Consider the following 17,968-nt stretch of genomic DNA (forward strand, 5'->3'; position numbering starts at 1 on the left):
GTGAGACCGTCGAGCGCTCGGACGACCGACGTACGGACTGCTGCTCGCGAGGCGAGCTGGCCGAAATCATGAGGGGCGGGAGTGGCGAGATCGGGACGCTCGGCGAGCAGACGGGACAGCCGTTCGTCCGACCAGCTGCGCAGCTGGTCGGCGAGGGACCGGAACCCACCCGTCGTTGCCATCCTTCCTACGCTATCGGCCCCCTCCACGCCGCGGGTCCCCGCGTGACGGGGGTGGAGCTCCACCACGGCGCCGCGACCGACGTCGGACTGGTCCGCGAGGTCAACGAGGACGCCTTCCTGGTCGCCCCTCCGGTCTTCGTCGTCGCCGACGGCATGGGCGGCCACGACCGCGGTGACATCGCCTCGGCGATCGTCGTCGAGGAGTTCCGTCGCCTCGCCGACGCCGGTTACGACCCGGCCCGCGGCCCGGCCGTCGTGGCGGAGACGTTCCTCGGCTGCCAGGCCCGGATCGCCGACTACGACGCCGGCCAGCGCGCCCAGGGCGCCCGCGACTTCCACGCCGGCACGACCGCCGTCGTGGCGCTGCTGATCGAGCAGTCAGGCGAGCCCAAGTGGCTGCTGGCCAACCTCGGGGACTCCCGCGTCTACAAGTTCAACCACGGCCGGCTCGAGCAGGTCAGCGTCGACCACAGCCTCGTCCAGGAGCTGGTCGACGCCGGCACCATCACCGCCTCCGACGCCCTGGTCCACCCCGAGCGGCACGTCATCACCCGGGCGCTGGGGGGCTCCGGCAGCACCGACGCCGACTTCTTCGTGCTGCCGCTGTCGGCCGCCGAGCGGTTGGTGCTGTGCTCCGACGGGGTGAGCGGGATGATCGACGACCGACACATCGAGGGCATCCTGGCCGCCGCCGAGGACCCGCGCGACGCGGCCGACCAGATGGTCGCGGCGGCAGTGGCGGCCGGCGGGAGGGACAACGCGACCGCGGTGGTCGTGGATGTGGTGGGATTGGCGGCGGAGACGCCGTACGACTCCGAGCGCCAGCGGGTGAGTCTCGAAGAGAAGCTAGGAGCCCTGCCATGAGCCGGTCCGTCAGCACGTGGTCCTACCGGCCGGGTGAGTGGGTCGCGATCTTCGGAGTCGCGACGACCCTGCTCCTGCCCGACAGCGAGAAGCAGCGCGCCGCGCAGCTCTGGGAGCTCGTCGACGGCGGCGCCGGCTTCGACGCCACGCTCGACCAGGTCCTGGCCCCCGGCCTCAGCGTCCTGCCCGCCTTCGTGCTGATCGGCACCGACGAGGGCCCTACCAAGGTGATCGTGCGGGGCGCCGGCGTGCGCGCGACCCTCACCACCGACTCCGAGAGCGTGGAGCTCGACGGGTCGACGGTCACCACCTGGGTCGAGCGCACCCTCGAGGGCGTGACCTCGCTCAGCGTCTCGGTCGGCGGCGCCGGTGGCGACGGCCCCGACTACCTCATCGACGGTGGCCTGGTGCGCGTCGCCCGCGTCGACCACCCGCCCCACGCCGCACCCGGTGCGTCCGAGGAGGCTCCGGCCGTCGTCGTGTCGGCGCCCGAGGTCGTGCCGGCGCCCGAGGACGACGGCGACGTCCGCGAGGTCGACGCTGTTCCCGACATCGCGCTCGCGGCCGACAGCGAGGGGGCTGCGACCGAGCTGTTCTCGATCGACGAGCCCTCGCCGCTGGACGACGAGGCCGACACCAGCAGCGTCTCCCACCCGGCCTTCGACCCGATGCCCGAGGACGGTCCGACCCCGGACCCCTCCGGCATGGTCTGGGCGCCCGACGCCCCGTCGGCCCCGCCGATGGCCCCGCTGACGGCACCGCCGCCCCCGCCACCCTTCCCGGGAGCCGTCCCGGCCGCCGACCACGACGGCATGACGCGCGCCGGCGTGACGGGCGAGGACGTCGGGCCGACGCCGCCGGGCATCCCCGGTCAGCCGCAGCCGCCGAGCGTGACGCGACCCGTGGCCACGCTGGTCATCTCCAACGGCGAGAGCGTCGAGGTGGACCGGGTCGTGCTGGTCGGCCGCGCCCCCGAGGCCCGTCGCTTCACCGCCACCGAGCAGCCCCGGCTGGTGACGGTGCCGAGCCCGCTGCACGAGATCTCATCGACCCACGTCGAGGTGCGCCCGGGCTCCGGCGCCGACCACGGCAGCGCCGTCGTCACCGACATGGGCTCCACCAACGGCACCGTGCTGGTGCAGCCGGGCCTCGAGCCCGAGGAGCTCCAGCCGGGCATCGCGGTCCAGCTGATCCCGGGGGCGATCATCAACCTCGGCGACGGCGTGACCATCCAGGTCATGAACCCCTGACCCGGAAGACCGCACCCCGATGACCCAGCTCGCGACGCCCGAGGCGACGACGTACCCACCCGCCGAGCTCGACCGACGCTTCTACGCCTTCGCCCTGGACCGCGTGGTCGCGTGGGGCCTCGACGCCGCCGCGGTCTACGCCGCCTTCCGCTACCTGATCGAGCCCGGCAAGCTCGGCGCCGGCATCGGGCTGGTCGTCGGGACCGTGCTCGTGGTCGGCCTCGGGTTCTCGCTGCTGCTGGGGCTGGCCGGCACGTCCCCGGGCAAGGCCCTGCTCGGCCTGCGCGTCGTGGCCGCCGACACGGGCGCGCCGATCGGGGTGGGCCGCGCCCTGCTGCGCTCGCTCATCCTCGGCGTGGCCGCCCTGCCGACGCTCGGCATCGGCGTCGCCTCCCTGGCCTGGACCGCGGTGATGGACCGCGGCGAGCAGCGCCGTGGCTGGCACGACCTCGTCTCGCACGGCGTGGTGGTGGACGTCCGGCCGGTGCCCGAGGTCGACGAGGTCGTCGAGGACCGGCCCCGGCAGGTCGTCAACCTCACCGCCATGCGGCTGGTGCCCGCAGCGCCCGTGCCGGCGGCGTCGGCGCCGACCCCGCGACGTACGGCACCTGTCGCAGCGCCGGCCGCCTCCACTCCTCCCATCGCGCCCCCCGCCGCGCCTCCCCCCGCCGCGCCTCCCGCTGCCCTGCAGACCTCGCAGCCTTCGGCGCCCGCCGTGCCGCAGCCGACGTCCGCACCGCACTCAGCGCCTCCGTCGGGTCCGCCCGCGCAGGCACCCGCACCGGCCCCGGCCCCGCAGCTCGGCCCACCGCTGGTCGCCGCCCCCCGTCGTTCGGCCCCACCGACGTCCCCGCCCAGCGCGCCGGCGGCTCCGACGACCGGCGTGCCCACGTGGCGCGTCACCTTCGACACCGGTGAGGAGTTCATCGTGGAGGGACTGGCTCTCGTCGGCCGGCGCCCCGAGGCGCGGTCGGGGGAGAGCGTGAGCCACCTGGTGCCGCTGCGCTCGAGCGACATGTCGCTGTCCAAGACGCACGCCCAGTTCCAGGTCACGCCCGCGGGCGCGCTGGTGGTCATGGACCGGGGTTCCACCAACGGCTCGGTCGTCATCCGGCAGGGTGTCTCCAAGGCACTCACGGCCGGGCGTCCCACGACGCTGCTCGCGGGCGACGCGGTGTGCTTCGGTGATCGGAAGATGACGGTGGAGCAAGCATGACCTTCAGCCATGAGCACACGGTGACCACGACGGCCGGCCCGGCCGCGATCTGGGAGCTCTGGAGCGACACCGCGACCTGGGCCGTCTGGGACCCCGCTGTCCAGGACGTCCAGCTGGACGGACCGTTCGAGCAGGGCGCCACCGGCACCATGACCCTGACCGGCCCCATCGAGGTGCCGGTCAGCCTGGAGGTCGTCGTCCCGGGCAGCCGCTACCTCGACCAGCTCACCATGGGCGAGCTGGTGATCCGCATCGACCACGTCGTCCGTCCGGTCGACGGTGGTGGCGCCGAGGTCACGGTCAGCACCACGATCGAGGGACCGGGCGCCGACGCCATCGGGCCGATGGTCACCGCCGACGCCCCGATCGCTCTCGAGGCACTGGTCACCGCGGCCGAGAAGGCCTGACCCGCGTCCTGGTCCCGGGTCGTGTGCCGCGCGCTGCGCAAGGGCGCTGCCTGCGGCGCACGACTCGGTTCGGCGCTGTCGTGGGTCGGACACCGCGCGGGGGCGCTGCCTGCGGCACACGACTCAGGGGCCGGCGCGGTCGTGGGTCGGACACCGCGCAAGGGCGCTGCCTGCGGCACACGACTCGGTTCGGCGCAGTCGTGGGTCGGACACCGCGCAAGGGCGCTGCCTCCGGCACACGATCGAAGCCCCGGCGCAATCAGGCCAGGGAGCCGCCTCAGGACGCGTCGTCGACCTGGTCGAAGACGTCGGGGCGGCTGATGAAGGTGGCCCGGCCCAGCGGCCACACCAGCGCGAACACCTTGCCGACGACGAGGTCGACGGGCACGAAGGCGTCCGCAGGGTCGCAGGCGGGTCCGTCGTTCACACACAGGCGGGCCGAGGAGTCGGCCGACTGGTTGCGGTTGTCGCCCATCACGAAGAGCTCGCCGTCGGGCACGGGGCCCGCGGTCCAGTCGCAGGCCGGTCCGGGCATCGGCCCGTCGCAGCGCGGCTGGGGCTTGATGAAGTCGTCCTCGTCCAGCGCGACGCCGTTGACCTCGATGCGTCCCGCGTCGTCGCAGCAGACGATGGTGTCGCCCTCGACGCCGATCACCCGCTTCACCAGGTGGCCGCCGCTGGGGTAGAGCCCGATCTTGGCCAGTCCCTTCACCAGCGGGCTGGTCGGCTCGGGCTGGATCCCGGTCAGCCAGTCGCCCGGGTCCTCGAAGACCACGACGTCGCCGCGCTCGGGGGTGCCGCCGAACCAGTAGGAGACCTTCTGCACCAGGATCCGGTCGTTCTCGATCAGACCGGGCTTCATCGAGGCCGACGGGATGTAGAACGCCTGCACGAACAGCGTCTTGATGACCAGCGCGAGCACGATGGCGACGGTGAGCAGCACGATCGTCTCGAGCCACATCGGCATCTTGCGCGACTTCTTCTCCGGGGCGGAGGGGTCGGCGGAGGCGGCGGCGTCGGACACGTGTGGACCCTACGTCAGGGCACCCACGTCGCCGCCGATCGGCGTAGGTTCGCCCCATGGAGTCCTACGCCAAGGGAGAGCTCGGGCCGGCGCTGCTCGAGGAGACCATCGGAGCCAACCTGGAGCGGACCGTGCGTGAGCACGCCGACGGCGAGGCGCTGGTCGAGGTGGCCAGCGGGCGGCGGTGGAGCTGGGCCGAGCTCGACCGCGACGTCGACGCGGTGGCGCGCGGTCTGATCGCCGCAGGTCTGCAGCAGGGTGACCGGGTCGGGATCTGGGCGCCCAACTGCGCCGAGTGGACCCTGGTGCAGTACGGCGCCGCCAAGGCAGGCGTGGTCCTCGTCAACCTCAACCCGAGCTACCGCACCCACGAGCTCGGCTACGCGCTCGACCAGTCGGGCCTGCGCCTGCTCTTCGCCGCGTCGTCGTTCAAGACCAGCGACTACCGCGCGATGGTCGAGGAGGTCCGTCCGCGCTGCCCGGGGCTAGAGCGGGTGGTCTTCGTCGACAGTGAGGACTGGACCGCCTTCGTGGACGGTGGGGCCGACGTGGCGCAGGACGCCCTCGCGGAGAGGTCGGCCGGCCTGCGCCCCGAGGACCCGATCAACATCCAGTACACCTCCGGCACGACCGGCTTCCCCAAGGGCGCCACCCTCAGCCACCGCAACATCCTCAACAACGGCTACCTCACGACCGAGCTGATCAACCTGACCGCCCAGGACCGGCTCTGCATCCCGGTGCCCTTCTACCACTGCTTCGGCATGGTCATGGCCAACCTCGGTTGCACCAGCCACGGCACCACGATGGTCATCCCGGCCCCCGGCTTCGACCCCGAGATCACCCTGCGCACGATCGCCGAGGAGCGCTGCACGGGCGTCTACGGCGTGCCCACGATGTTCATCGCGATGCAGCACCACCCGACGTTCGACGACCACGACCTCTCGAGCCTGCGCACCGGGATCATGGCCGGCTCCATCTGCCCGGTCGAGGTGATGAAGCGCTGTGTCAACGACATGCACATGGCCGAGGTCTCCATCGCCTACGGCATGACCGAGACCAGCCCCGTCTCCTGCCAGACGCGCGCCGACGACGACCTCGAGCGGCGTACGGCGACGATCGGGCGGGTGCACCCGCACGTCGAGATCAAGGTCGTCGACCCGGTCACGGGCGAGACCGTGGAGCGCGGCGGGACCGGCGAGTTCTGCACCCGCGGCTACTCGGTGATGCTCGGCTACTGGGACGACCCGGTCAAGACCGCGGAGGCGATCGACGCCGACGGCTGGATGCACACCGGTGACCTCGCGGTGATGCGGGAGGACGGCTACTGCACGATCGTCGGCCGGATCAAGGACATGGTGATCCGCGGCGGGGAGAACATCTACCCGCGCGAGATCGAGGAGTTCCTCTACGCCCACCCCGACATCGAGGACGTGCAGGTGGTCGGCGTCCCCGACGACACGTACGGCGAGGAGCTGTGCGCCTGGGTCCGTCTGCGCGCCGGCGCCGAGCGGCTGGACGCCGAGGGAGTGCGGGCCTTCGCGACGGGCAGGCTGTCGCACTACAAGATCCCGCGCTACGTGATGGTGGTCGAGGACTTCCCGATGACCGTCACCGGCAAGGTCCGCAAGGTCGAGATGCGCGAGGAGTCGGCGCGGGTGCTGGGCCTCAGCGGCTGATCGCGACGGCCACCCGGGTGATGGTGCCGGTGGCGCCGCGCCAGACGACCCAGCCGTCGTCGAGACGGGGTCCGCGACCGGTGACGGTCATCGTCCACGCCGCGCTCTCGCCGGGTCCCAGCCGCAGGGCCGCAGGCGTCACGCGCACCCGGTGCTCGAAGCCACGTGCCCGCGAGGAGAAGTAGAGCCGACGCCCGGTGGTGTTGGTCAGCGTGCGGGTCGCGACGGCAGCACCGGGGCCGAGGATCACCGACGGGGTGTTGAGGACGCGCAGGTCGCCCTCCCACCAGGCGCGGTAGTCGCCCGCGTCGAGGAGGTAGGCCAGGCCCGGCCTGGTGGCGTCCTGGGGGAGCAGCAGCCCGGAGCCCACCCGCGTGGCGGGGGCGCGCCGCAGCCGGCCGGTCGACGTGGTGAGCGCCGACCGGGTCTCGACCGCGGACCAGTCGTGCCGGGAGAGCAGCGCCGCCGCAGCCCCGCTGGTCGTCGCTGCCGCAGCCGACGTGCCGGTCACGAAGTCCCACCGCACCCCGCTGGGGCGCGGCGGCACCGCCCCCAGGACGCCGACGGCGGGAGCGACGAGGTCGGGCTTGAGCACGCCCGAGGCGGGGTCGCCGGCCCCGGAGAAGCGGGTGACGGCGCGGGAGACGCGCGCGGAGGACCGGGGGGCCAGGGTCGCACTGCCTCGGGGTCGTGTCGCGAGCCAGCGCTTGACCGCGCGCCCCGAGGCGCGGTCGAGGTGGACCGTCGGGACCCGGTGGAAGTCGACGTCGACCGAGCCGGGACGGACGTTGGTCAGGATCATGCCGACCCCGTCGGCCAGGTCCACGGCCGCCGACTTGTCGACCCGGCCGACCCCACCGCGGTCGCACACGACGATCCGGCCGTCGACGGCGGCGGCGTCCAGGCTGCCGGGGGTGCAGACGCGGGCCTCGCGCGCCGTCGCGTCCGGGGCCTTGGCACGCGCGGCCAGCACGAGGCGGGCCGGCCCGACGTGGCGCGACGCGACCATGGCGCCCTGCACGTCCGGCGCCCCGGGAAGCACCACGTCGCCGCGTCGCTGGGAGCCGACGGTGCCGCCGACGGTCGTGACCCAGGGAGCCGGGTGGGCCGCCCCGCCGCCGTCGTTGCCCGCGGCGGCGATCACGACGACGTCGGCCTCGGCGGCGCCCAGCAGGGCCAGGTCGACGGTGTCGATGCGAGCGGGACCCCCGACCGAGAGGTTGAGCACGTCCACCCCGTCGCGGGTGGCGTCGTCCACCGCCGTGACCAGGTCGGCGGTCGCGCAGCCGTCGTCGCGCGGCTCGGGGGCGTTCCAGCAGGCCTTGTAGATCGCGAGCCTGGCCTGGGGCGCCTCGCCGGAGAACCGGCCGAGGCGCTGGTCGTGGACCCGCACGTCGACACCGGCGTTGCCGGCGGCGATGGAGGCCATCTGGGTGCCGTGGCCGTCGTCGTCGTGGGCCGAGAGACGCGCAGTCGCACGCAGGTCGTCGGCGCCGAACCCCTCGACGTACCACCGGGCGCCCAGGACCTTGCCGGTGCAGACGGGCGAGCCCTCGCCGTCCTCGCAAGCGCCGGCGAAGTCACGAGGACGCGCTCCGAGCTGGGTCGAGCGGGCGAAGAGCGGCCCCGTGGGATCGAGCCCGGAGTCGACGATGCCGATGACCACGCCGGCCCCACCGCGCCCGCTGTTGCGGGCGCCGGCGGCTGCGGCGCTGGTCGGGAGGGAGGCGAGGGGGCGCACGCTGTTGCGCTCGACCATCGCCACGGCCGGGTCGTCCGCGAGGATCGCGGCCTGCGCGGGGGTGAGGCGTACGGCGAACCCGTTGAGCGCCGTCGTCCAGCGGTAGACGGGGGCGGGGTCTCCCACGAGGGCGAGCGCGCGCTCCTGCTGCGCGAGCAGGCGGACGCTCCCCAGGACGCCGGTCGTGTCCCCGGCCAGTGCCGCCCCCGCGAGGCCCGGACCGCGCAGCGTGACCAGGTGGAGCGCAGTGCCCTCGGAGCTCTGGCCCGCGGGGGAGAGGGGCGCGGCCTGCACGGTCGGTGTCGCGGCGAGGCCCAGGACGGCGCTCGCGAGCGCGACCAGGACGGCCACGGCGCCGGAGGCGCTGCGGCCGACGGGTCGTCCTGCGGGGCGTCCTGCTGGGGTCACGATGTCCTCGGCGTCGGCGGAAGTCGTCCATTCTGTCTCACGGACCCCAGGCGTGACCGGCGAACCCGTACTCAGCGGCGCCGCCTACGCTGACGGGGTGCCCGCCAGCCCCCTCGTCGTCGGCTTCGACCTCGACATGACGCTCATCGACACCGTCCCGGGCTTCGCCGCGGTCCTCGGCGCGCTCGGCGCCGAGCTGGGCGTCGACTTCCCGGTCGCGGAGATGACCGCACGACTCGGTCCGCCCCTCGAGAGCGTCCTGGCCGGACACCTCGACGAGGACGCGATCGGCCCCGCGGGCGACCGCTTCCGCGAGCTCTACCCCGACCACGCCATCGACTCCGTGCCCGTCCTGCCCGGCGCGCACGCCGCCCTGGCCGCCGTACGACGCCACGGTGGGCGGGTCGTCGTGGTGACGGGCAAGTTCCCCCGCAACGCCGAGCTGCACGTGACCCACCTCGGGCTGGACGTCGACGTCCTCGAGGGCTGGGTCTGGGGGCTCGGCAAGGCCGACGCGCTGGTGCGCGAGGGTGCCGGCGTCTATGTCGGCGACCACGTCCACGACGTCGAGGGCGCGCTCGCCGCCGGGGTGCTGAGCGTCTCGGTGCTCACCGGGGGCTGCACCCGCGAGGAACTCCTCGATGCCGGCACCCACGTCGTCCTCGATGACCTGCGGGGGTTCCCGCAGTGGCTCGACGAGCACGTGGCGTCGCGCGGCTGACACGGCCCGTTGACCGGCGGACGCATCGGTCGGAACGCCTTGGTCGGATGGCCTAGTCTGTGCCGTTGCGCCCGGATCGGCCGGGCGGTGGTGGAGAGGTCTGACCGTGCCCAGTGGCAAGGTGAAGTGGTTCGACGCGACGAAGGGCTTCGGGTTCCTGTCCCAGGAGGACGGACCCGACGTCTACGTGCACACGGACGCGCTGCCCGAGGGCATGACCGTCCTCAAGCCCGGTGCGCGCGTGGAGTTCGGCATCGCCCAGGGGCGGCGCGGCGACCAGGCGCTGCAGGTCCGCGTCCTGGACGCCCAGGCCTCCGTCGCGCGCAACCAGAAGCAGGCCAAGCGCCGGGCGCCCGAGGAGATGGCGCCGATCGTGGAGGACCTGATCCGGCTGCTCGACGACGTCGGCGAGACCTACCGCCACGGCCGGCACCCCGACTCCCGCACGGCCGCACCCGCCGCCAAGCTGCTCCGCGCGCTCGCCGACGAGCTCGAGCTCTGACCCGGCTGCGCTGACGGGCGGCGGTGTGCCTGCCGGTCGCTTCATCAAGGTATGTCGCCGAACCGGCACGACCCGCCCTCACGCGGCGACACTTCCCATGGCGACACGCCACCCATCACGGGGTGCCCGCCGTGGGAAGTGGCGTGTCGTCTGCATCCCTTGATGAAGCGGGCGCGGCCGCCTCAGGCCCGCGCGACGCTGCCCGTCGTACGACGACGCGGACGGCTGGCCAGCACGAACACCGTCCACGAGGCGAGCACGACGGCCGCGACACCGAGCCCCAACCGGGGGTAGAGCGGCAGCGCGATGCCGACGAAGCCGCCGATGACCCAGGCCAGCTGGAGGGTCGTGTCGCTGCGCGCGAACGCGCTGGCCTGCACCTGGGGGCGGACCCCGGACTGGATGGTCGCGTCCAGCGAGACCTTGGCCAGGGACTGGGCGAGCCCGGCCGTCAGCCCGATCAGGGCCAGCATCAGGATCCCGTAGAAGACCCCGCCGACCGCGATGACCGCCGCGTCGGCGACCAGCGCCATCACCACCATCACCGCGGGGTTGATCTTCTTCAGCAGCGAGGCCAGCAGGATGCCCAGGGTGTTGCCGAGGCCGGCGCCGCCGATCACGATGCCGAGCGTGACCTCCGGGGCGTAGTCGCCGATCGGGTTGTCGCGAAAGAGGAACGCCATGAACATCGTGAGGAACCCCGACAGCCAGCGCGGACCGCAGTTGGCGCGCAGCGCGAAGGCCACGGCCGGCGGGATGCGGGTGCCGCGTCGTCCGTCGGTGCTCGTGGGACGCAGGGTCATGGCCTGCTCGCCGGCGCTCGCGTCGACCTTGTCGGGCAGCCGGATCGCGGCGATCGTGCCGAGCACGAAGACCAGGAACGCGAAGCGCAGCGACCACTCCGCCCCCACGGTTGCTGCGAGCCCGGCGATCGGGGCCGCGATGGCCGCCCCGACGATGCCGGCCAGCGAGACCCGCCCGTTGGCCTTGACCAGGGTCAGGTCGGCGGGGAGCAGGCGGGGGACCGCGGCGGCCCGGGTGACGCCGTAGGCCTTGGAGGAGACGAGCACTCCGAGCGTCGCGGGGAAGAGCCACGCCGAGTCGTTGGCGACCGCGTCGGCCAGCACCCAGCACAGGAAGGCGCGCAGGGCGAAGGTGCTGCCCATCGCCCAGCGCCGCCCGTGGCTGAACCGGTCGAGGAACGGGCCGATCAGCGGCGCCACGATCGCGAACGGCAGCATGGTGAGCGCCAGGAACAGCGCGACCTGGCCCCGCGCCTCGCTGGTCGCGCCGGCGAAGAAGAGGGTGCCGGCCAAGGAGATGACCACGGCGGCGTCGGCGGCGGCGTTGCACGCGTGGAGCTGGATGAGGCGGGCGAGCCCGGACTGGTCGGCGCCCTGGGCGTTGGTGGCGCGGCGCGCCTGCCGCACGGTGTAGGAACCGGCCCGGCCCGCACCCCGGGCGGCGCCCCGCACGCCCTTCGCCGTGACCTTGACGCCGGTGCCGAGCCCGGCGCCGATTCCGCGGCCCGCGGCGCGCGGCCGATCGCCCGAGGGGGGCGTCGGCGGCGGCTCGTGGGACGACGACGTCATGCCCCCATCCTGCCCCGTCCGCCCTCACGACCCACCCGACACCCCGGCCCGACCTGACAGCGGCACCACGCATGAGTCATGCTTTCGTCCGTGGCGATCATCGTGCGCACCAAGACCGACTCCGTGGCCGCGTCCGCGGTCGACGAGGCGCGCTCTGCGCTGCTCCTCGACGTGGACCCCGCCGACGTGGGCGAGCACCTCGGCTCCCAGGCCGAGGGCGAGCGGGTCGTGACCCACCTGTTCGCCTGCGAGCGCAAGGGCTACGTCGGGTGGCGCTGGTCCGTGACCGTCGCCCGTGCCTCGCGCCAGAAGCAGGTCACCGTCGACGAGGTCGTGCTGATCCCGGGCGACGACGCGATCGTCGCGCCCGAGTGGGTGCCCTACCGCGAGCGCCTCCAGCCCGGCGACATGTCCCCGGGCGACCTGCTGCCCGTCGACGACGACGACGCGCGCCTGGTCCCGACCTACTCCTTCGGCGACGACCCGCTCGACGCCGACGACAAGGCCCAGGTCCGTGAGGTCGCCAAGGACCTCGGCCTCGGCCGCGTGCGCACCCTCTCCCTCGAGGGTCGCGAGATGGCCGCCCAGCGCTGGTACGACGGCGACGGCGGCCCCGAGTCGGCCCTCGCGCAGGCGGCTCCCGACACCTGCCACGGCTGTGGCTTCCTGGTCCGCCTGGCCGGCCCGCTCTCCGAGATGTTCGGGGTCTGCGCCAACGGGGACGCCAACGACGACGGTCGGGCCGTGGCTCTGACGCACGGCTGCGGCGCGCACTCCGAGGTCCGGCTGGCCAAGAAGCACGAGCCCCAGCCGATGCCCGAGCACGTCTTCGACACGCTCTCCTCCGACGGCTACGAGATCGTCTGAGCCGCCGCACGCACCCGCACGCGCCGAAGGGGCCCGACCAGCACTGCTGGTCGGGCCCCTTCGTCGCGCTGAGGCGCTGAGGCGCGGGAGAGGGCTCAGCCCTGCTCGGCGGCCGCCGCGGCGGCCTTCTCCGAGCCGGCGCCCTCGGTGGAGAGGTGGCCGCCCTTGTCCTCCAGGTGCGCCCGGATGAACCAGTGGAAGAGCTCGAGCTGCTCGGTCTGGCCGATGAACATGTCCTCGGTGATCGGGTCGAGCTCGCCGAGCTCCTTGATGCCGTCGCGGTAGCTGGTGATCACGCCCTGGTAGACGAGGTCCAGCGCACCGAGGTGCTCCTGGGTGGTCCCGCGACCGATGCTGTACTCGTCCCACGTGCGGGCCGAGACGATCGAGCCGGGGGTGCCCTGCGGCGAGCCGCCGAAGGTCGCGATGCGCTCCGCGAGGTCGTCGGCGAAGCCGCGCACGGCGTCGACCTGCGGGTCGATCATCTCGTGCACGGAGATGAAGTGGGGGCCGACGACGTTCCAGTGCACGTGCTTGAGCGTCAGGTGCAGGTCGTTGGTGGCGTGGAGACGGTCCTGGAGCAGCTCGACGATGCGCTGGGCGTCAGCGTCGCTCAGGCCGGGAACGGTGTAGTGCAGCTTGGGAGTCATGCTGGCTTGGTACCCGTCGTCCGGGCCACCGAAACGCGGATGTAGGACGTGTCACGCTTCTGGCGGCGCGCCCTCGACCTCGCTGCGGAAGGCGCGGCGGCGCCGGCAGTACTCCAGCCCCAGAAGACCCAGTCCGACCCCGGTCAGGCAGGTCCACAGCCACCAGGTGGTGCCGTCCTCGGAGAGCCGCCCGTAGAACGGCAGCAGGGCCAGGAACCCGAGGAAGAAGATCGCCGTCCCGACCTGCACCGTGCGCACCCCGTCGACGTCGAGCGGCTCCACGTCGGCCAGGAGATAGGTCTTGTTCCTGAACTCGTGCTGCATCGGCTGGTCGTCACGGAGCTCCACGCCCACCACGCTAGGGCATGTCTCCTCGTCCCGTCGCCTGCTGCGCGCCCCGCCGCGGCGAAGTGGTCGACCGCCCGCGGGTCTGACATGCTCCCTGCCCGTGAGCACGCAGACGACCCCTCCCCGTTCCGCGATCGACCGTTTCTTCGAGATCAGCCATCGCGGCTCCACCGTGGGCCGCGAGGTGCGTGGCGGGATCGTCACCTTCCTCACGATGGCCTACATCATCGTGCTCAACCCGATCATCCTGCTGCAGGGCGAGGACATGAACGGCGACCTCCTGGCGGGCGGTGACTTCGCCGCGATCAGCGCCGCGACCGCGCTCGTCGCCGGCGTCGTCACGCTGCTGATGGGGGTCGTCGCCAACTTCCCGCTGGCGCTCGCCACCGGCCTCGGGCTCAACGCCTTCGTCACCTTCTCGATCGCCAGCCAGATGACGTGGGCCGACGCGATGGGCCTGGTCGTGATCGAGGGCCTGGTCATCCTGGTGCTCGTGCTCACCGGCTTCCGCGAGGCCGTCTTCCACGCCGTGCCCGCGCAGCTCAAGGTCGCGATCTCGGTCGGCATCGGGCTCTTCATCGCGCTCATCGGCCTCGTCGACGCCGGGTTCGTACGACGGACCGGTGCCGGCCCGGTGCCCGTCGAGCTCGGGACCGAGGGCCAGCTCCAGGGCTGGCCGGTCCTGGTGTTCGTGATCGGTCTCGCCCTGGTGCTGGGCCTCTACGTCGCGAAGGTGCGCGGCGCGATCCTGATCGCCATCGTGGCCACGACCGTCCTGGCGATCGTCGTCGAGAAGCTCGCCAAGGTCGGACCGACGTTCACCGCCGACGGTGGGGTGAACCCGTCCGGGTGGAACCTCAACGTCCCGGCGATCCCGACCGAGGTGGTCGCCTGGCCCGACCTCCGACTGGTCGGCGACTTCTCGCTGCTGGGCTCCTGGGAGAACGCCGGCGTGGTCACCGTCTTCCTCTTCGTCTTCACGCTCCTGCTCGCCGACTTCTTCGACACCCTCGGGACCATGACCGCGATCGGCGCCGAGGCCGGGCTCCTCGACGAGGACGGCAACCCGCCCCACACTCGCCGGATCCTGGTCGTCGACTCGCTGGCCGCGGTCGCCGGCGGCGCGGCATCGGTCTCGAGCAACACCTCCTACATCGAGTCCGCCTCCGGCGTGGCCGAGGGTGCCCGCACCGGCCTCGCCTCGGTCGTGACCGGCACGCTGTTCCTCCTGGCGACCTTCCTGGCCCCGCTGGTGACCGTCATCCCCAACGAGGCCGCCGTGCCGGCGCTGGTGCTGGTCGGCTTCCTGATGATGCAGCAGGTCAAGGGCATCGACTGGGACGACCTCGAGATCGGGATCCCGGCGTTCCTCACGATCGTGCTGATGCCCTTCACCTACTCCATCTCGGTCGGCATCGGCGCCGGCTTCCTCGCCTACGTATTCATCAAGGTGGTCCGTCGCAAGGCTGTCGACGTCCACCCGCTGATGTGGGGCGTCGCGGCGCTCTTCGTCGTCTACTTCGCCATCGCTCCCATCACCGACTGGATCGGCTGACCCGCGAGCCATGATGGGCAGGTGACCGAGCCGCAGGAGCACCTCGCCCGTCCGAGCGTCGACGGCGGGACGGCGGTCCTGGTGCTCGCGGGGTCCAGCGGCGCTCTGGAGACCGACCGCTGCCGGGTGCTCGCGGCCCACGGCGCGACGGCCCTGACCATCCGGTGGTTCGGTGGCGTCGGGCAGCAGCCCGGCACCTTCGAGGTGCCGGTCGAGACCTTCACCGCTGCGCTGGACCGATTGGCCGCCGACGCCGATCGCGTCGCCGTCCTGGGCTCCTCCTTCGGCGCCGAGGCGGCCCTGCTCACCGCGTCCCTGGATGCCCGGGTCGACGCGGTGGTCGCGCTCGCACCCTCGTCGGTCGTGTGGGCGGGCGTCGACGAGCAGGGCCGGCAGACGTCGCACTGGACCTGGGGCGGTCGCCCGGTCTCCTTCGCCCCGTTCGACGACTCGTGGTCGGCCGACACCGACCCTCCGTCCTACCGGCGGCTCTACGAGCAGAGCCTGCGTCGTCACGCCGAGGAGGCGGCGGCCGCCGCGATCCCGGTCGAGCGGATCGCCGGGGACGTCGTCCTCGTCGCGGGGGAGGACGACCAGGTGTGGCCGGCGGCCGACTTCGCCCGAGCGATCGCCGCCCGTCGTACGTCGCACGGGCGCGAGACCGTCGTCGTCACGCACCCGGACGCAGGGCACCGCGTGGTGCTGCCGGGCGAGGTGCCGGTCGAACGGGGGAGGGCGATGGCCCGCGGGGGCAGCCCCGAGGCGGACGCGGCCCTCGGGAGCCTGGCCTGGCCCCACCTGCTGCGGAGCCTGCGCCTGCGGGAGTAGGAGGGGAATAGTTAGCAAGGGTAATGACTTATGCTCACGACATGCCTACCGTCGAGAAGGTTGCCCGCACCGACGCCGGACTCGCCTCCGAGCTCCGGCTCTCGGTCATGCGCCTGCGGCGGCGCCTCGCCGTGGAGCGCCACCCCGACAACGAGCTGAGCATGAACGCGATGGCCGTCCTCGGCGCGCTGCACCGCTTCGGTGACCTCACGGTCGGTGACCTCGCGGCGCGCGAGAGGGTGCAGCCGCCCAGCATGACCCGCACCGTCAACTGCCTGGTCGAGGGCGGCCACGCCACGCGACACCGTCACGAGACCGACGGACGTCAGGTGGTCGTCGCCATCACCGACCTCGGTCGGGCCACCGTCCTGTCCGACCGCGCCCGCCGCGACGAGTGGCTCGCGACCCGCCTGCGCGAGCTGACCCCCGCCGACCGTGCCGTGCTCCGCAGCGCGGCCCCGATCCTGGAGAGACTGGCCTCCCACGAGTGAGCACCCTGTGAGCCCCACGTTCCGTTCCCTGCGCAACCACAACTACCGCCGTTACGCGGCCGGCAACCTGGTGTCCAACACCGGCACCTGGATGCAGCGCGTCGCCCAGGACTGGCTGGTCCTGCTGCTGACCGCCAACAGCGCCGCCGCGATCGGCATCACCACCGGCCTGCAGTTCCTGCCGTTCCTGCTGCTCTCGCCGGTCGCCGGCCTGGTCGCCGACCGCATCCCCAAGCGACGCCTGCTCCAGATGACCAACGTCGGCATGGCCGCCCCGGCGTTCGTGCTCGGGATCCTCGCGGTGACCGGGACCGTGCAGATCTGGCACGTCTACGTGCTCGCGCTCGTGCTGGGCGTCGCCTCCGCCTTCGACGCGCCCGCACGGCAGTCCTTCGTCTCGGAGATCGTCGACGCCGAGGACCTCACCAACGCGGTGGGTCTCAACTCGGCCGGCTTCAACTCCGCGCGCATCCTCGGCCCGGCCATCGCCGGTGTCTCGATCGCGCTGCTCGGCTCCGGCGTCACAGCGACCGGGTGGGTGATCCTGATCAACGCGCTGAGCTACGTCGCCCCGATCCTGATGCTCGCCTCGCTCGACGGTGCACGACTGCACGTCGCCGACCTGGTGGAGCGTGAGCCGGGCCAGATCCGCGCCGGCGTCTCCTACGTGCGGGCCCGTCCCGACCTGATGCTGATCCTCGGGATCGTCTTCTTCACCGGCACCTTCGGGCTCAACTTCCAGATGACCTCCGCGCTGATGGCCACCCAGGTGTTCGACAAGGGGCCTGCCGAGTTCGGGCTGCTGGGCACGTTCATGGCCGTGGGCTCGCTCGCCGGGTCGTTGCTCGCCGCCAGCCGGGAGGGCGTGCGGCACCGGCTCGTCGTCGGGGCGGCCGTGGCCTTCGGCCTGCTCGAGATCGTCGCCGGACTCGCGCCGTCGTACCTGCTCTTCGCCCTGATGTGCCCCCTGCTGGGCATCACGGCGCTGACCATGATCACCAGCGCCAACGCGTTCATGCAGCTCAACACCGACGCCGGCATGCGCGGACGGGTCATGGCGCTCTACATGATGATCTTCATCGGCGGCACGCCCCTCGGGGCGCCCCTGGTCGGCTGGGTCGGGGAGGTCTTCGGTGCCCGGTGGACCCTGATCTTCGGCGGTGCCATGACGGTCGCCGGGGTGCTGCTGGCCAGCGCGCTCTACCTGCGGGCCCAGACCCGCCAGGAGGCCCCCGTCCTGGCCTCCCCGGCCGCGTTTTGACCCTCACCCAGGCGGCCGGTAATCTCGTCCCTCGTGTCTGGGACGACCAGATGCGTTGCGCGTGCCCAAATCCGGGTGCTCACCACTGGCACATAGATTCAAGCGTCACGTCGTGCTGGCAGAGTGCCGAGCACAGAGAGCTTCTCAGAAAGGGAACCACCAGGTGCCCACGATTAACCAGCTGGTCCGCAAGGGCCGCCAGGACAAGGTGTCCAAGAGCAAGACGCCTGCCCTGAAGGGTTCGCCCCAGCGACGCGGTGTCTGCACCCGCGTCTACACCACCACCCCGAAGAAGCCCAACTCCGCCCTCCGCAAGGTCGCCCGCGTGCGCCTGAGCAGTGGCGTCGAGGTCACGGCCTACATCCCGGGCGTGGGCCACAACCTC

At 72.6% G+C, this 17,968-nt stretch carries 19 protein-coding genes; 13 read left to right on the forward strand and 6 right to left on the reverse strand.

The annotated features are described in order from the left end of the window. Window positions 1-182: hypothetical protein (locus RMN98_RS05350; RefSeq protein WP_309647769.1), on the reverse strand; the 182-nt coding region annotated here is incomplete at its 3' end. A 42-nt stretch (window positions 183-224) separates the two neighbouring features. Between RMN98_RS05350 and RMN98_RS05355 the strand changes: the two genes are divergently transcribed. From RMN98_RS05355 to RMN98_RS05370, 4 genes are read left to right on the forward strand one after another with little or no spacing between them, the layout of a single operon-like run. Continuing rightward, window positions 225-1,046, forward strand: a complete 822-nt coding sequence (locus RMN98_RS05355; RefSeq protein WP_309647770.1) for a protein phosphatase 2C domain-containing protein — start codon at window positions 225-227, stop codon at window positions 1,044-1,046. Then, entirely contained in the window at window positions 1,043-2,296 is a 1,254-nt protein-coding gene (locus RMN98_RS05360) for an FHA domain-containing protein (RefSeq protein ID WP_309647771.1), read from the forward strand. Before RMN98_RS05355 ends, RMN98_RS05360 begins: the two co-directional genes overlap by 4 nt. 19 nt (window positions 2,297-2,315) lie before the next feature. After that, window positions 2,316-3,512, forward strand: coding sequence for an RDD family protein (locus tag RMN98_RS05365; protein ID WP_309647772.1), 1,197 nt, complete (start codon window positions 2,316-2,318; stop codon window positions 3,510-3,512). Then, window positions 3,509-3,919 carry an SRPBCC family protein gene (locus RMN98_RS05370; RefSeq protein ID WP_309647773.1) on the forward strand — a complete coding sequence of 137 codons (411 nt, stop codon included), beginning with the start codon at window positions 3,509-3,511 and terminating at the stop codon, window positions 3,917-3,919. The genes RMN98_RS05365 and RMN98_RS05370 overlap by 4 nt, the downstream gene beginning before the upstream one ends. Before the next feature lie 277 nt (window positions 3,920-4,196). Here RMN98_RS05370 and lepB read toward each other — a convergent pair whose 3' ends face one another. Continuing rightward, window positions 4,197-4,943: a signal peptidase I gene (gene lepB, locus RMN98_RS05375; RefSeq protein ID WP_309647774.1), complete on the reverse strand. Its 747-nt coding sequence runs from the start codon at window positions 4,941-4,943 to the stop codon at window positions 4,197-4,199. Window positions 4,944-4,999: 56 nt separating this feature from the next. Here lepB and RMN98_RS05380 point away from each other — a divergent pair, with 56 nt between their 5' ends. After that, window positions 5,000-6,619, forward strand: a complete 1,620-nt coding sequence (locus RMN98_RS05380) for an AMP-binding protein (protein ID WP_309647775.1) — start codon at window positions 5,000-5,002, stop codon at window positions 6,617-6,619. Here RMN98_RS05380 and RMN98_RS05385 read toward each other — a convergent pair. Beyond that, on the reverse strand, window positions 6,609-8,768 hold the full coding sequence (locus RMN98_RS05385) for a S8 family serine peptidase (protein ID WP_309647776.1): 2,160 nt from the start codon (window positions 8,766-8,768) through the stop codon (window positions 6,609-6,611). The two genes, RMN98_RS05380 and RMN98_RS05385, sit on opposite strands and share 11 nt — an antisense overlap. Before the next feature lie 97 nt (window positions 8,769-8,865). Here RMN98_RS05385 and RMN98_RS05390 point away from each other — a divergent pair, with 97 nt between their 5' ends. Both RMN98_RS05390 and RMN98_RS05395 read left to right on the forward strand, forming a co-directional pair. Next, window positions 8,866-9,489, forward strand: coding sequence for an HAD family hydrolase (locus tag RMN98_RS05390; RefSeq protein ID WP_309647777.1), 624 nt, complete (start codon window positions 8,866-8,868; stop codon window positions 9,487-9,489). Between the two features lie 106 nt (window positions 9,490-9,595). Then, window positions 9,596-9,991, forward strand: a complete 396-nt coding sequence (locus RMN98_RS05395; RefSeq protein ID WP_309647778.1) for a cold-shock protein — start codon at window positions 9,596-9,598, stop codon at window positions 9,989-9,991. A 182-nt stretch (window positions 9,992-10,173) separates the two neighbouring features. Here the strand turns inward: RMN98_RS05395 and RMN98_RS05400 are convergent, their stop codons facing one another. Next, window positions 10,174-11,583 (reverse strand): MFS transporter, encoded by a 1,410-nt coding sequence (locus tag RMN98_RS05400; RefSeq protein WP_309647779.1) that lies wholly within the window; start codon window positions 11,581-11,583, stop codon window positions 10,174-10,176. Between the two features lie 90 nt (window positions 11,584-11,673). Between RMN98_RS05400 and RMN98_RS05405 the strand changes: the two genes are divergently transcribed. Then, window positions 11,674-12,450: a DUF3027 domain-containing protein gene (locus RMN98_RS05405; RefSeq protein WP_309647780.1), complete on the forward strand. Its 777-nt coding sequence runs from the start codon at window positions 11,674-11,676 to the stop codon at window positions 12,448-12,450. A 95-nt stretch (window positions 12,451-12,545) separates the two neighbouring features. Here RMN98_RS05405 and RMN98_RS05410 read toward each other — a convergent pair whose 3' ends face one another. After that, window positions 12,546-13,100 carry a DNA starvation/stationary phase protection protein gene (locus tag RMN98_RS05410; protein WP_309647781.1) on the reverse strand — a complete coding sequence of 185 codons (555 nt, stop codon included), beginning with the start codon at window positions 13,098-13,100 and terminating at the stop codon, window positions 12,546-12,548. Window positions 13,101-13,151: 51 nt separating this feature from the next. Next, a complete protein-coding gene (locus tag RMN98_RS05415; protein WP_309647782.1) occupies window positions 13,152-13,448 on the reverse strand; it encodes a DUF2530 domain-containing protein in 297 nt (98 codons plus the stop codon). Between the two features lie 100 nt (window positions 13,449-13,548). Between RMN98_RS05415 and RMN98_RS05420 the strand changes: the two genes are divergently transcribed. The 5 genes from RMN98_RS05420 to rpsL form a co-directional block, all read left to right on the forward strand. Continuing rightward, the gene (locus RMN98_RS05420) at window positions 13,549-15,003 is read left to right on the forward strand and encodes an NCS2 family permease (RefSeq protein ID WP_309647783.1); all 1,455 of its coding nucleotides are present in this window, start codon (window positions 13,549-13,551) and stop codon (window positions 15,001-15,003) included. 21 nt (window positions 15,004-15,024) lie between these two features. Next, entirely contained in the window at window positions 15,025-15,831 is an 807-nt protein-coding gene (locus RMN98_RS05425) for an alpha/beta fold hydrolase (protein ID WP_309647784.1), read from the forward strand. A gap of 41 nt (window positions 15,832-15,872) precedes the next feature. Further along, a complete protein-coding gene (locus tag RMN98_RS05430; protein WP_309647785.1) occupies window positions 15,873-16,322 on the forward strand; it encodes a MarR family transcriptional regulator in 450 nt (149 codons plus the stop codon). A gap of 7 nt (window positions 16,323-16,329) precedes the next feature. Next, a complete protein-coding gene (locus RMN98_RS05435; RefSeq protein WP_309647786.1) occupies window positions 16,330-17,583 on the forward strand; it encodes an MFS transporter in 1,254 nt (417 codons plus the stop codon). A 163-nt stretch (window positions 17,584-17,746) separates the two neighbouring features. Then, a partial coding sequence (gene rpsL / locus RMN98_RS05440) for a 30S ribosomal protein S12 (protein WP_309647787.1) occupies window positions 17,747-17,968 on the forward strand: 222 nt, incomplete at its 3' end.

This window comes from Nocardioides sp., from assembly GCF_031397825.1.
In the GTDB taxonomy this organism is placed as follows: Bacteria; Actinomycetota; Actinomycetes; order Propionibacteriales; family Nocardioidaceae; genus Nocardioides.

What these genes read in the sequence shown, in the direction of transcription:
- RMN98_RS05360 (WP_309647771.1), top strand. Translation starts at nt 1,043, where the DNA reads ATGAGCCGGTCCGTCAGCACGTGGTCCTACCGGCCGGGTGAGTGGGTC.
- RMN98_RS05365 (WP_309647772.1), top strand. Translation starts at nt 2,316, where the DNA reads ATGACCCAGCTCGCGACGCCCGAGGCGACGACGTACCCACCCGCCGAG.
- RMN98_RS05370 (WP_309647773.1), top strand. Translation starts at nt 3,509, where the DNA reads ATGACCTTCAGCCATGAGCACACGGTGACCACGACGGCCGGCCCGGCC.
- RMN98_RS05380 (WP_309647775.1), top strand. Translation starts at nt 5,000, where the DNA reads ATGGAGTCCTACGCCAAGGGAGAGCTCGGGCCGGCGCTGCTCGAGGAG.
- RMN98_RS05400 (WP_309647779.1), bottom strand. Translation starts at nt 11,583, where the DNA reads ATGACGTCGTCGTCCCACGAGCCGCCGCCGACGCCCCCCTCGGGCGAT.
- RMN98_RS05410 (WP_309647781.1), bottom strand. Translation starts at nt 13,100, where the DNA reads ATGACTCCCAAGCTGCACTACACCGTTCCCGGCCTGAGCGACGCTGAC.
- RMN98_RS05430 (WP_309647785.1), top strand. Translation starts at nt 15,873, where the DNA reads ATGCCTACCGTCGAGAAGGTTGCCCGCACCGACGCCGGACTCGCCTCC.